This window comes from Phenylobacterium sp., assembly GCF_041691455.1.
GTDB lineage: Bacteria > Pseudomonadota > Alphaproteobacteria > Caulobacterales > Caulobacteraceae > Phenylobacterium.
In genome coordinates, this window is sequence record NZ_JBEPUO010000001.1 from 282,389 (window position 1) to 294,422 (window position 12,034).

Consider the following 12,034-nt stretch of genomic DNA (forward strand, 5'->3'; position numbering starts at 1 on the left):
TTTTCGCATCGCGAAAATGGCAAGCAGGAGTGGGAGCGGCTCTGAAAAGGGACGCTCCTGGTTTGGATTTCTGTCCTTTGGCCGGATCGCCGGCCGACGAGTAAAGCGAGCGCATGAGCGACGAGAACAACAACGGCCGTACCCCCGCTCCCGGCGGGCGCCAGCCCCTGACCCTGAAGCCCCGCGGGGCCGGATCGGTCAGCGCCGGCACGGTGAAGCAGAGCTTCAGCCACGGCCGTTCCAAGACGGTGGTCGTCGAGACCAAGCGCGCCCGCACCCACCTCCCGGGCGGCGGCAACCTCGCTGCGCCCTCCTCCGCTGAAAAGCGCCTGTTCGAACCGCGACCCGCGCCACCTGCGGCCGCCCCGCGCGCGCCCGGCGCCCCGGCCGACGGCCTCTCCGCCGAGGAACGCGCCGCCCGCCAGCGCGCGATCGAGCTCGCCCAGGAACGCCAGGCCGCCGAACGCAGCGCCGCCGAGGCCCGCGCCCGCGCCGAGGCCGCCGCCGTCGCGGCCAAGGCCCCCCCGGCCGCTCCCGCCGCTGAGGCCCCGCCGCCGCCGGTTGCTGAGGCCCCCGCCGCCGTGGCTCCGCCCGTCGAAGCGCCGCCTGCTCCTGTGGCTCCCGTGGCCGCCGCGCCCGTCGCCGCGCCGCCGCAGGCTCCGGCCGCGCCGCGTCCGCCGCCGCAACAGCCGCAGTCGCAGGCCGGTCCCGGCCAGACCCGCACCTATCAGCCCTCGGCCGACCGCCGGGACGACCGCGCCAGCACCACCACCTATCGGCCCGCGCCGCCGTCGGCGCGCTTCGAAGGCGCCAACTTCGGCCAGCGCGCGCCGCGCCCGGAGGATGACCGTCGTCCGGTGCGCGACGACCGGGGTCCGCCCAGGACTCAGGATCGTGACGACCGCGGCGGCGCCCGGCCCGGGCCCGGCGGCGACACCGTCCGCTATTCCGCGCTCGCGCCGCGTCCGGCCGGTCCCCGTCCGGGCGGTCCCGGCGGCGCCCGCGGCCCCGGCGGCCCGCGCATCGGTCCGGCCGCTCCGCCCGCCACCCCCGAAATCCAGCGCGCCACCCGCCAGGCCCCGCGGCCCGGCGGCGCGCTCATGGACCGCCGTCCCGACGACGACGAGGGCGGCCGCAAGGGCGTCGCGCCGTCCAAAGCGATCAGCCGCGCCAAGGGCGCGCCGCAACGCCGCGAAGGCCGTCTGACCATCCAGGCCGTGGCCGGTGACGATGAGGGCGCCGTCGACCGGATGCGCAGCCTCGCCTCGGTCCGCCGGGCGCGTGAACGCGAGCGTGAAAAGCGCAAGGGCGGCACCCAGGAGCAGGCCCGCGCGGCCCGCGAGGTGGTCATCCCCGACGTCATCACCGTGGCGGAGCTCGCCAACCGGATGGCGATCCGCGGCGCCGAGATCATCAAGTTCCTGATGCGTCAGGGCGTGATGCTGAAGAGCGGCGACGTGATCGACAACGACACCGCCGAGCTGGTGGCGACCGAATTCGGCCACACCGTGCGCCGGGTCTCCGAAGCCGACGTCGAAGAGGGCTTCATCGGCGCCGAGGACGTGGACGATCACCTCGTCACCCGCCCGCCGGTGGTCACCATCATGGGCCACGTCGACCACGGCAAGACCTCGCTGCTCGACGCGCTGCGCGCCACCGATGTGGTGTCCGGCGAGCACGGCGGCATCACCCAGCACATCGGCGCCTACCAGGTTCACCTGGAAGACGGCCAGCGGGTCACCTTCCTCGACACCCCCGGCCACGCCGCCTTCTCCGCCATGCGGATGCGCGGCGCGACGGTGACCGACATCGTGGTCCTGGTGGTGGCGGCCGACGACGGCGTCATGCCCCAGACCATCGAGGCCATCAATCACGCCAAGGCGGCCGGCGCGCCGATCATCGTGGCGATCAACAAGATGGATAAGCCCGGCGCCGATCCGACGCGGGTGATCAACGAGCTGCTGCAGCACGAGATCGTCGTGGAAAGCCTGGGCGGCGACACCCAGGCGGTGGAAGTCTCCGCCAAGGAGAAGACCGGCCTCGACAACCTCCTGGAAGCGATCCTCCTGCAGGCCGAAGTCCTCGACCTGAAGGCCAATCCCGACCGCGTCTCCGACGGCGTGGTCATCGAGGCCAAGCTCGATCGCGGCCGTGGCGCGGTCTCCACCGTGCTGGTCAAGCGCGGCACCCTGAAGCGCGGCGACATCGTCGTGGCCGGCGATCACTGGGGCAAGGTCCGCGCGCTACTCAACGAGCGTGAGGAACAGGTCGCGGCCGCCGGGCCTTCGGTGCCGGTGGAGATCCTCGGCCTCGACGGCACGCCGGCCCCCGGCGATCCCTTCGCCGTGGTCGAGAGCGAGGCCCGCGCCCGCGAGCTCACCGCCTATCGCGTCCGCGTGAAGCGCGAAAAGGCCGGCGCGCCCGCCCAGGGCAACAGCCTGGCCGAGATGATGGCCAAGATCACCGACAAGAAGGCCTCCGAGCTGCCGCTGGTGATCAAGGCCGACGTGCAGGGCTCGACCGAAGCCATCGTCGGCGCGCTCGACAAGATCTCCACCGACGAGGTCCGCGCGCGGATCATCCTCTCCGGGGCCGGCGCGATCAGCGAAAGCGACGTCATGCTGGCCAAGGGCGCCGGGTCGGCGATCATCGGCTTCAACGTGCGCGCCTCGAAACAGGCCCGCGACCTGGCCGAGCGCGAGGGCGTGGAAATCCGCTACTACGCGGTGATCTACGACCTCCTGGACGACATCAAGGGCGTGCTCTCGGGCATGCTGGCGCCGATCCAGCGCGAGACCTTCCTCGGCAACGCCGAGGTGCTGCAGGCCTTCGACATCTCCAAGGTCGGCCGCGTCGCCGGCTGCCGGGTCACCGAGGGCGTGGTCCGCAAGGGCGCCCGGGTCCGGATCATCCGCGACGACGTGGTGGTCCTCGAACTCGGCACCCTGCAGACGCTCAAGCGCTTCAAGGACGAGGTCAACGAGGTCCAGTCGGGCCAGGAATGCGGCATGGCCTTCGCCGGCTTCCAGGACATCAAGCCCGGCGACACCATCGAGTGCTTCAGCCTCGAAGAGGTCAAGCGGTCGCTCTAGGCGCCCGGCGCCATTGAACGACAGAGCCCCGGAGCGGCCCTCCGGGGCTTTTTCGTGGCCCGCGCCGCTCGTGGCCCGAACCGCGCCATTGGTCGCTTTTCGGCGTCCGATCTTTGCCGTTCGCCCAATTCCATGAAAGCGTTCCTGCAAACGGGGGAGGCAACCATGGTTTCAATCTCTGAGGCCGCGCGTCCGCGCCGCCAGGTGCTCACCGCGGTGGTGACCGGCGGCCTGGCCGCCGGCGTGTTCGACTTCTGCGTCGCCTGCGCGGAATCGGGCCTGCCGCCGCTGACGATCGGCAAGGCGGTGGCGCGCGGCTGGTTCGGCAAGGCGGCGATGCATGGGGGAACCGACGTCGCCCTCATCGGCATCGTCTCGCACTTCACCATCATGCTGGCATTCGCCGCGGCCTTTGTCCTGGTTTCGCTCCGGGCGCCGATCCTGCGCAGGCTGTTCTTCGTGACCGGCCCGCTCTACGGCGCGGCGATCTTCTTCTTCATGCGCTATGTGGTGATGCCGCTTTCGGCTGCCGGATTCTCCATGCCCAAGCCGCCGGTGCTCTACTACGAATTCGCCGGGCACCTCTTCCTCGTGGGCCTGGTCATCGCCGCGGCGGCGCGTTGGTCCCTCGGCCGGGACTGACGTCAGGAACGTCGTGATCTCGCCCTCATGACGCGCTATCCCTGGCGCCGCATTGAGGAGACCCGCATGCGCGCCGTCCCGATCGGCCTCATGGCCTTGACCCTCGCCGCCTGCGCCTCGGCCCAGCGACTGGGGGCGGCCAACGACGTCCACGCCCTGCTGGTTTCCATCCGCGACAACGACAGCGCGACCTTCGACGCCCATGTGGACCACGAGGCCCTGAAGAAGGAGCTGCAGGCCAAGCTCGGCGAGCGACTGGCGCGGAACGAGAAGGTGAAGGGCCTGGCCGCCCTGCTCGGCCCCTCGGTGATCGACTTCGCCGACCAGGCCCTGGTGCAGCCCAAGACGTTCCGTATGGTCGCCGAGCAGTACGGCTACAAGCCCGACACCAAGATCCCCAACCCGCTGGTGATCGCCCAGGCGCTGAAAACCCTGCCCGACGGCCGGGTCTGCGCCACCAAGAAGAAGGACGGCCCCTGTGTGCTGACCTTCACCAAGGAAGCCGGCGGCTGGAAGTTGACCAGCTTCGACGGCGATTTTTCCACGCTGCGGATCAAGCTCTAGCGGGCCCCCGTTGCGCGGCGGACTATCGCTGCTAGCGTAGGTCCGGGGGTGGCGGATGGTCGAGGTGGCGGGGGTCTATAACCACCGAGAGTTTGAGACGGCGCAAAGGTCCGCGGCCCGGCGCTTGTTCGGTGGCGTGGTCGCAGCCCGCATCGCCGCATATTTCCTCCTGTACGGAGGCCTCATAGTGGTGGCCGTCGGCTTGCTTGGTCTGCCGTTGGAGGGAGGTCTGAAGGCTGCCGTGACGGGGGCGGGCGTGCTCCTCTACCTCACGGCCGGACTCTGGGCCTGTAGGCGCTTCCTGCGCTCAAGGATTGATCGCGTCCTTGCGCGGATCGGCTATCCAATGGCGTCCCAAGTTTCCTATCGGGTTGGGGACCAGGCGCTGACGCTGTCGGCGGATGGCTGTGAAACGCGAATTGGCTGGTCGGTGCTCATCCAGATCCTTGAGACGAGAAGCCATTGGGTCTTCTTGAGCGCCGGACCGACCATTTACCTTCCGCGCCGTTTCTTCGCCGATCGAGGGGCGGAGCGGGTGTTCCTGGCCGCGGCGCTCGGATATGCGAATCCTGCAGCTCTCAACCGTAGCCCAGAAGCCCGGAAATTCGCCTCGTCGGCATTGGAGGCGTCATGATCTACGAAGCGGCCCTGGCCGGCTACGAGAAGTCCGAGTTCACCGACGGGCCCTATACGCGTCCGGTCTACCGCAAGGGCTCAGGGCCGGCGGTCATCATCGTCCATGAGATGCCGGGCCTGCACCCGCTGGTCGTGCGCTTCGCCGATCGCGTGGCGGCGGCCGGCATGACGGTCTTCTGCCCGAGCCTGTTCGGCCAGCCCGGCCGTCCGGTCAGCCGCAGCTATACGCTGCAGACCGTGTTGGGCGTGCTCTGCGTACGCCGCGAGTTCAACCTCTGGCGCACCGACCGGTCGAGCCCGATCGTCGACTGGCTGCGCGCGCTGGCCCGCAAGGCCCACGCCGAGTGCGGCGGCAAGGGCGTAGGCGCGGTCGGCATGTGCTTCACCGGCGGCTTCGCGCTCGCAATGATGACCGAGCCTTCGGTGGTCGCCCCGGTGATGTCGCAGCCGTCGCTTCCGGCCGGCGTCGGCGCGCCCAAGCGAGCCCGCGCCATCGACCTCTCGCCGGGCGAGATCGACTGCGCGCGCCGTCGCTTCCGGGACGAGGGTCTGTCGGTGATCGGCCTGCGCTACAAGAGCGACCAGCTGGTGCCCGACGCGCGCTGGGAGACCCTGAAGCGGGAGTTCGGCGACAAGTTCGAATCCATCGAGCTCGACGACGAGGACGCCGCGCCCGCGATCATCCCACCCCACTCAGTGCTCACCCTGCACCTCAAGGAGACCGGTCCCAGCAAGGCGACCGAGCAGCGGGTGATCGAATTCTTCCGGGAGCGGACCGGCGCCTGACCTGCCGGTATGGCCGGTACTACCGCCGCGCGGCGCATGGCCGGCAAGGGCCGCCGAACGGTGTCCTATGCGGCATGAGGCCACACTGACGCCTCACTGTCCCATCGCTAAGCTCTTGAAGACGCCCGTGAAAGCTCTGCTGTCCCCTGTATGCTTGCGTACCCCGATGAAGTGAAACGCCTGCGTGAAGCCCGCGCCCTGACCCAGGAGGCGCTGGCCGCCCGATGCGGCCTCAGCCGCAAGACCATCCAGCGGATCGAGCGCGGCGAGCCGGTGCGCGACGAGACCCTGGCCTTCATCGCTGGCGCGCTCGGCGTGCCCCTGACCGACTTCGCCGACGACGCCGGCGACAGCCAGACCCCGACCGGCCAGCTCGGCCTGCGCCACGTCCGGTCGGGCAAGCACGTGCTGAACCACCTGGCCCAGACCGACGTCGGCCGCATCGAGTGCGACGTCGACGCGGACGGCGAGATCATCGAACCCCTGACCCGGCTGGTGACCCAGCTCCAGGGCCTGATGCGTGAGAGCTGGGGCGTGGCCCGGCCGCCGATCAGCGAGCTGCCGCTGCTGGCCCGGCTGCAGGCCATCGCCGACATGAACGACAGCCTGGTGCGGCTGGAACGCAGCGGCGTGCGGCTCTTCATGGGGCACTACTACCGGTTCGCGGTGGTCAAGCTGGGATTGGCGGATTTCAGCGGGCGCGACCAGCGCCGGCCGGTGGTGCTGACCCGGCTGCACCTGACGCGGTCCAAACGGGAGCGGCTGATGGTCCCGATCGACACCGAGTGGCGCGGCGGGGCGGACGCGATGGAGGACCTGGCCCCGCAATCGGACTTCCTGACGGCGTCGGAGGAGGCGCTGGTGCTGCTCTATCCGAAGCCGCCGCTGCGGACCGCTGCGGACGACGGCGAGGATTACATCGACGGCGCTTTCGACGTCCTGAAGCGTTGAGTCTGGACTCCCACCCGGCCCGGCTCTAGAAGCCCGCCCTTCCCTGCGTCGGCGCGTCCGATCCGCGTCCCAGGCCAAGCGAGTTTGCGATGAAACGTCCGACCCTTCCCGTCCGCGCGGCGCCGCGCGGCCCGTCCCAGCGCCAGCTGCGGGCCGGCGAGCTGGTCCGCCACGCCCTGGTGGAGATCCTGCGCGCCCAGGAGATCACCGACCCGGACATCGCCGGCGTCTCGATCACGCTCACCGAGGTCCGGATGAGCCCGGATCTGCGCAACGCCACGGTCTTCGTCGAGCCCCTGGGCGGCGGCGAGCAGGCGCTCATCGTGGTCAAGGCGCTGAACCGCCACCACAAATTCCTCCGCGGGCGCCTGGGCCACGCCATCGACATGAAATTCACGCCCGCGCTGAAGTTCCTGCACGACGAGACCTTCGACACCGCCGCGCGGATGAGCCGGCTTTTCGCCGACCCGCGCGTGGCCCAGGACCTGATCCCGCAGGAGCCCTCGGACTCCTGGAAGGACGCCGACGCCTTGGAAGAGGGGGACTGATGGCGCGCCGCCGTAAGGGCGACGCGGTCTCCGGCTGGCTCTGCCTCGACAAGCCCTACGACCTGACCTCGACCCACGCCGTCAGCCGCGTGCGCCGGGCGTTCAACGCTCAGAAGGCGGGCCACGCCGGCACCCTGGATCCGCTGGCCACCGGCATCCTGCCGATCGCGCTGGGCGAGGCCACCAAGACCGTCCCGTTCCTGGTCGACGCCGACAAGGCCTATCGCTTCACCATCGCCTGGGGCCGCACGACCGCCACCTATGACCGCGAGGGCGAGACCACCGCCGAGTCCGACGTGCGGCCGAGCGTCGCTGAGGTCGAGGCCGTCCTGCCGCGCTTCTTGGGCGAGATCAGTCAGATCCCGCCGGCCTTTTCGGCGATCAAGGTCGACGGCGAACGGGCCTATGATCTGGCCCGCGCCGGCCAGCCGGTGGAGCTCGCGGCGCGCATCGTCACCATCCATTCCGCCCGCGTCGCGGAAGCGCCCGACACCGATCACGTGACGCTGGAGATCGAGTGCGGCAAGGGCACCTATGTCCGCGCCATCGCCCGCGACCTGGCCAACATGCTGGGCGCCTGCGGCCACGTCAGCGCGTTGCGCCGAACCCGTGTCGGGGGCTTCACCGAAGAAAACGCGGTGACGCTGGAATTGCTTGAGGATTTAGGGCATAAGGCCCGCCAGTCGGAGGTACTGCTTCCGGTCGAGACCGCCCTGGACGACATCCCGGAGCTGGCCGTGACCGCAGAAGACGCCTTCAGACTGAAGCAGGGACGGCCGATCGTTCTCGTTCCCCGACAGGTGGAAGCAGTGAAAGCCAGGCTCAAGCCAGGCTCTCGCACCGTTTCAGCCATGGCGGGCGGGGTGGTCGTCGCACTCTGCGAAATGCGTGCGGGCCGGCTCGAACCTTCGCGTGTTTTTCATCTGGAAAAGAGCGGAGACTGACCGATGTCGATTACGGCCGAACGCAAGGCTGAAGTGATCAAGACCCATGCCCGCGGCGACGCGGACACGGGCAGCGCTGAAGTCCAGGTGGCGATCATGTCCGAACGGATTGCGAACCTCACCGAACACTTCAAGACGCACAAGAAGGACAACCACTCGCGCCGCGGGCTCCTGAAGCTCGTCTCCGCGCGGCGGTCGCTCCTGGACCACCTGAAGACGTCCGACACGGACCGTTATCAGAAGCTGATCGAGACCCTCGGCCTGCGCCGCTAGGGTCCCGTCCGAAGGTCCTCGGGGTTGGCTTTCGCCCGCCCCAGGGACCCGACGAATTCACCGCCGCTCCTCCGTAACAGGCCGGGGGACTCAAATGCGGCGACGGCGACCTCTTAGATAGGGGCCGCCAAACACGCCGAGGGCTCCAACGAAGTCCTCATCGCCTGTTCATTTGGAGAGGATTTCGGAAGCCCGATCCCTGTCCGCCCCCGCCGGGAATACGCCCGCCGGGACAGAAAGAAGCGAAAATGTTCGACATCAAACGCAAGACCTTCGAGTGGGGCGGCAAGACGCTGACGCTCGAAACCGGCCGCATGGCCCGTCAGGCTGACGGCGCGGTGCTGGCCACCTACGGCGAGACCATGGTCCTGGCGACCGCCGTCTTCGCCAAGAGCGCGAAGCCCGGCCAGGACTTCTTCCCGCTGACCGTGAACTACCAGGAGAAGTTCTACGCCGCGGGCAAGATCCCCGGCTCCTTCCCCCGCCGCGAGGGCGCGCCGTCGCAGAAAGAAACCCTGACCAGCCGCCTGATCGACCGTCCGATCCGCCCGCTGTTCGTCAAGGGCTTCAAGAACGAAGTGCAGGTCGTCTGCTCGGTTCTGGCCCACGACCTCGAGAACGATCCCGACATCGTGGCGCTGGTGGCGGCGTCTGCCGCCCTGGTCATCTCCGGCGCCCCCTTCATGGGCCCGATCGCCGGCGCCCGCGTCGGCTTCGTCAACGGTGAGTACGTCCTCAACCCGACGCTCGACGAGATGAAGGACAGCCGGATGGACCTGGTGGTCGCCGGCACCCAGGACGCGGTCATGATGGTCGAGTCCGAAATCCAGGAAATGACCGAAGACGAAGTGCTGAAGGGGGTGATGTTCGCCCACGCCGGCATGCAGCCGGTCATCGACGCGATCATCGAGCTGGCCGACCACTCCGCCAAGGAGCCCTTCGACTTCCAGCCCGACGACACCGACGCCGTGAAGGCGGAGATGAAGAAGGCCATCGGCAAGGACCTCGCCACCGCCTTCAAGATCCCCGCCAAGCTCGAGCGTCAGGACGCGGTCGCCGCGGCCAAGGCCAAGGCCACCGATAAGTTCGGCAAGTCCGACACCAATCCCGCCGGCATAGGCCCGGACAAGCTGGGCGCGGTGTTCAAGGAACTGGAAGCCGACGTCGTGCGCCGCAACATCCTCGACACCGGCATCCGGATCGACGGCCGCAAGGTCGACCAGGTCCGCCAGATCGTCTCGGAAGTGGGCGTCCTCAGCCGTGCTCACGGCTCGGCGCTGTTCACCCGCGGCGAAACCCAGGCCCTGGTCGTGGCCACGCTCGGCACCGGCGACGACGAGCAGCTCATCGATGCCCTCGAGGGCAAGTACTATGAGAAGTTCATGCTGCACTACAATTTCCCCCCCTTCTCGGTGGGGGAAACGGGCCGCATGGGCGCGCCGGGCCGGCGTGAAGTCGGTCACGGCAAGCTGGCGTGGCGGGCGATCCGCCCGATGCTGCCGAGCGTCGAAGAATTCCCCTACACGATCCGCCTGGTCTCCGAGATCTTCGAGTCCAACGGCTCCTCGTCCATGGCCTCGGTCTGCGGCTCCTCGCTGGCCCTGATGGACGCGGGCGTGCCCCTGAAGAAGCCGGTCTCCGGCATCGCCATGGGCCTGATCCTCGAAAAGGACGGCTTCGCCGTTCTGTCCGACATCCTGGGCGACGAAGACCACCTCGGCGACATGGACTTCAAGGTGGCCGGCACCGCTGACGGCATCACCTCGCTGCAGATGGACATCAAGATCGCCGGCATCACCGAGGAGATCATGAAGCAGGCGCTCGCCCAGGCTAAGGGCGGCCGCGAGCACATCCTCGGCGAAATGGCCAAGGCCATGGAAGCCCCGCGCCACGAGCTCGGCGAATACGCTCCGAAGATCGAGACCATCAAGATCCCGGTGGACAAAATCCGCGAAGTGATCGGCTCGGGCGGCAAGGTGATCCGCGAGATCACCGCCGAAACCGGCGCCAAGATCGATATCGGCGAAGACGGCACGATCAAGATCGCGGCCGCCGAGCAGTCGAAGATCGAGGCGGCCAAGGAGTGGATCAAGTCGATCGCTTCCGAACCGGAAGTCGGCCAGATCTACACCGGCAAGGTCGTGAAGATCGTCGACTTCGGCGCCTTCGTGAACTTCTTCGGCGCCAAGGACGGCCTGGTGCACGTCAGCCAGATCGCCAACGAGCGCGTGAACAAGGTCTCCGACGTCCTCGTCGAGGGCCAGTCCGTGAAGGTGAAGCTCCTGGGCTTCGACGACCGCGGCAAGACCCGCCTGTCGATGAAGATCGTCGACCAGGAAACCGGCGAGGACCTGACCTCCAAGCAGCCGGAAGAAGCCGACGCCTAGCCGCGTCTGATCTTCCGCCGAAATGAATGGGGCGGCTGCAGCGATGCAGCCGCCCTTTCTTTGGCCGCTAGCGCCGCCGCGCGGCCTGGAAGTGGTCGATGAAGGCGCGCAGGCCCGCCGAGGGCAACCGCTGGCGCGGATAGCAGAGGGCGACGCCGCCGAAGGGCTGGGTCCAGCCGGCCAGCGTCCGCACCAGCCGCCCGGCCGCAAGGTCGTCGGCCACCGAACGCTCGATGGCGTAGATCACCCCGGCCCCGGCCTTGGCGGTCGGTCGGGGTCCGCGGGATTCCTCGCGCCATGGGCCTACGCCGCGCGCCCTAGGCCGCCACCGGGACCTTCACGCCGTAGCGGGGCGCGGGATGGGCGTGGGAGAGGTTGGGCGACAGCGTCACGCGCGCCGCCTCGAAGGCGTCCCACTCGGCCGGGTCGAGCAGCGAGGGGATGGTGACCAGTTCACCCTTGTCGAGGCCGGCCAGGGCCGCGTCGACCAGTTCGCCCGCGTCCATGGTTCGATTGGGGTCGAGGTCCGCCAGCTTGCGGCCGGAGCGTTCCCAGATCTCGGTGCGCGTCGCGCCCGGCAGGACCGCCTGCAGGGTGACGCCCGCGCCGCCGATCTCCTGGTTCAGGCCCTGGGTCAGATAGAGCACGAAGGCCTTGGTCGCGCCGTAGACCGTGCTGCGGTACTCCGGCAACAGCCCGACGACCGAACCCACGTTGACGAGCGTCCCATGGCCACGGCGCACGAAGGCCTTGGCGGCCGCATTGGCCAGGCGCGCGACCGCGACGACGTTCAGCTGGATCAGGCCGTCGGCCTGTTCGGGGGTCTGCTCCAGGAAGCTGCCGGCCAGCACCGCGCCGGCGTTGTTGACCACCAGGTCGATGGCCTCGTCGCTCGCCAGCCGGTTCTCCAGCCGGACGAGATCGGCCTTGTCGGTAAGGTCGGCGCGGAACACCTCGACGGCGACGCCGGTCTCGGCGCGCAGCTTGACGGCCAGGTCTTCCAGGCGGGCCGCATCGCGGGCCACGAGGATCAGGTCATGGCCACGCCGGGCCAGGCGGTCGGCATAGGTCGAGCCGATGCCGGCGGAGGCGCCGGTCACCAGAGCGACGCCGGGGGAATTGGATTGGGTCATGGAGCTCTCCTGGGCGGCGTCCATCGTCGCCTGGCCTCTTAGCTGGGAGGTGAGTTGCAAATCGCAAGTGACGCGCCC

Annotated in this window: 11 protein-coding genes and 1 pseudogene; 10 read left to right on the plus strand and 2 right to left on the minus strand. The window is 69.0% G+C overall.

Going from position 1 to position 12,034, the window contains the following annotated elements; translation table 11 throughout:
- The first annotated feature begins 113 nt into the window (after positions 1-113).
- From infB to pnp, 10 genes are all read left to right on the plus strand, one after another.
- Positions 114-3,092, plus strand: a complete 2,979-nt coding sequence (infB, locus tag ACESMY_RS01505; RefSeq protein WP_372781461.1) for a translation initiation factor IF-2 — start codon at positions 114-116, stop codon at positions 3,090-3,092.
- Between the two features lie 165 nt (positions 3,093-3,257).
- Complete coding sequence (locus ACESMY_RS01510) at positions 3,258-3,734, plus strand: hypothetical protein (RefSeq protein ID WP_372781463.1); 477 nt, start codon at positions 3,258-3,260, stop codon at positions 3,732-3,734.
- Positions 3,735-3,800: 66 nt separating this feature from the next.
- Positions 3,801-4,298, plus strand: coding sequence for a DUF2939 domain-containing protein (locus ACESMY_RS01515; RefSeq protein ID WP_372781465.1), 498 nt, complete (start codon positions 3,801-3,803; stop codon positions 4,296-4,298).
- A gap of 55 nt (positions 4,299-4,353) precedes the next feature.
- Entirely contained in the window at positions 4,354-4,932 is a 579-nt protein-coding gene (locus ACESMY_RS01520) for a YcxB family protein (RefSeq protein WP_372781467.1), read from the plus strand.
- Positions 4,929-5,720 (plus strand): dienelactone hydrolase family protein, encoded by a 792-nt coding sequence (locus tag ACESMY_RS01525; RefSeq protein ID WP_372781469.1) that lies wholly within the window; start codon positions 4,929-4,931, stop codon positions 5,718-5,720. The genes ACESMY_RS01520 and ACESMY_RS01525 overlap by 4 nt, the downstream gene beginning before the upstream one ends.
- Positions 5,721-5,891: 171 nt before the next feature.
- Positions 5,892-6,671 (plus strand): helix-turn-helix domain-containing protein, encoded by a 780-nt coding sequence (locus ACESMY_RS01530; protein ID WP_372781471.1) that lies wholly within the window; start codon positions 5,892-5,894, stop codon positions 6,669-6,671.
- Between the two features lie 89 nt (positions 6,672-6,760).
- Positions 6,761-7,219: a 30S ribosome-binding factor RbfA gene (rbfA, locus tag ACESMY_RS01535; protein ID WP_372781473.1), complete on the plus strand. Its 459-nt coding sequence runs from the start codon at positions 6,761-6,763 to the stop codon at positions 7,217-7,219.
- A complete protein-coding gene (gene truB, locus ACESMY_RS01540) occupies positions 7,219-8,163 on the plus strand; it encodes a tRNA pseudouridine(55) synthase TruB (protein WP_372781475.1) in 945 nt (314 codons plus the stop codon). The genes rbfA and truB overlap by 1 nt, the downstream gene beginning before the upstream one ends.
- Before the next feature lie 3 nt (positions 8,164-8,166).
- Positions 8,167-8,436, plus strand: a complete 270-nt coding sequence (rpsO, locus tag ACESMY_RS01545; RefSeq protein ID WP_372781477.1) for a 30S ribosomal protein S15 — start codon at positions 8,167-8,169, stop codon at positions 8,434-8,436.
- Between the two features lie 248 nt (positions 8,437-8,684).
- Positions 8,685-10,823 (plus strand): polyribonucleotide nucleotidyltransferase, encoded by a 2,139-nt coding sequence (pnp, locus tag ACESMY_RS01550; protein WP_372781479.1) that lies wholly within the window; start codon positions 8,685-8,687, stop codon positions 10,821-10,823.
- A 67-nt stretch (positions 10,824-10,890) separates the two neighbouring features.
- Here the strand turns inward: pnp and ACESMY_RS01555 are convergent.
- A pseudogene (locus ACESMY_RS01555) lies at positions 10,891-11,076 on the minus strand (LysR substrate-binding domain-containing protein); the annotation flags it as partial.
- A gap of 64 nt (positions 11,077-11,140) precedes the next feature.
- A complete protein-coding gene (locus ACESMY_RS01560) occupies positions 11,141-11,956 on the minus strand; it encodes an SDR family NAD(P)-dependent oxidoreductase (RefSeq protein WP_372781481.1) in 816 nt (271 codons plus the stop codon).
- Between the last annotated feature and the right edge of the window lie 78 nt (positions 11,957-12,034).

Bases quoted from the DNA above. Each gene is read 5' to 3' on its own strand.
- infB (WP_372781461.1), top strand. From the start codon at position 114: ATGAGCGACGAGAACAACAACGGCCGTACCCCCGCTCCCGGCGGGCGC.
- ACESMY_RS01510 (WP_372781463.1), top strand. From the start codon at position 3,258: ATGGTTTCAATCTCTGAGGCCGCGCGTCCGCGCCGCCAGGTGCTCACC.
- ACESMY_RS01515 (WP_372781465.1), top strand. From the start codon at position 3,801: ATGCGCGCCGTCCCGATCGGCCTCATGGCCTTGACCCTCGCCGCCTGC.
- ACESMY_RS01520 (WP_372781467.1), top strand. From the start codon at position 4,354: ATGGTCGAGGTGGCGGGGGTCTATAACCACCGAGAGTTTGAGACGGCG.
- ACESMY_RS01525 (WP_372781469.1), top strand. From the start codon at position 4,929: ATGATCTACGAAGCGGCCCTGGCCGGCTACGAGAAGTCCGAGTTCACC.
- rbfA (WP_372781473.1), top strand. From the start codon at position 6,761: ATGAAACGTCCGACCCTTCCCGTCCGCGCGGCGCCGCGCGGCCCGTCC.
- truB (WP_372781475.1), top strand. From the start codon at position 7,219: ATGGCGCGCCGCCGTAAGGGCGACGCGGTCTCCGGCTGGCTCTGCCTC.
- rpsO (WP_372781477.1), top strand. From the start codon at position 8,167: ATGTCGATTACGGCCGAACGCAAGGCTGAAGTGATCAAGACCCATGCC.
- pnp (WP_372781479.1), top strand. From the start codon at position 8,685: ATGTTCGACATCAAACGCAAGACCTTCGAGTGGGGCGGCAAGACGCTG.
- ACESMY_RS01560 (WP_372781481.1), bottom strand. From the start codon at position 11,956: ATGACCCAATCCAATTCCCCCGGCGTCGCTCTGGTGACCGGCGCCTCC.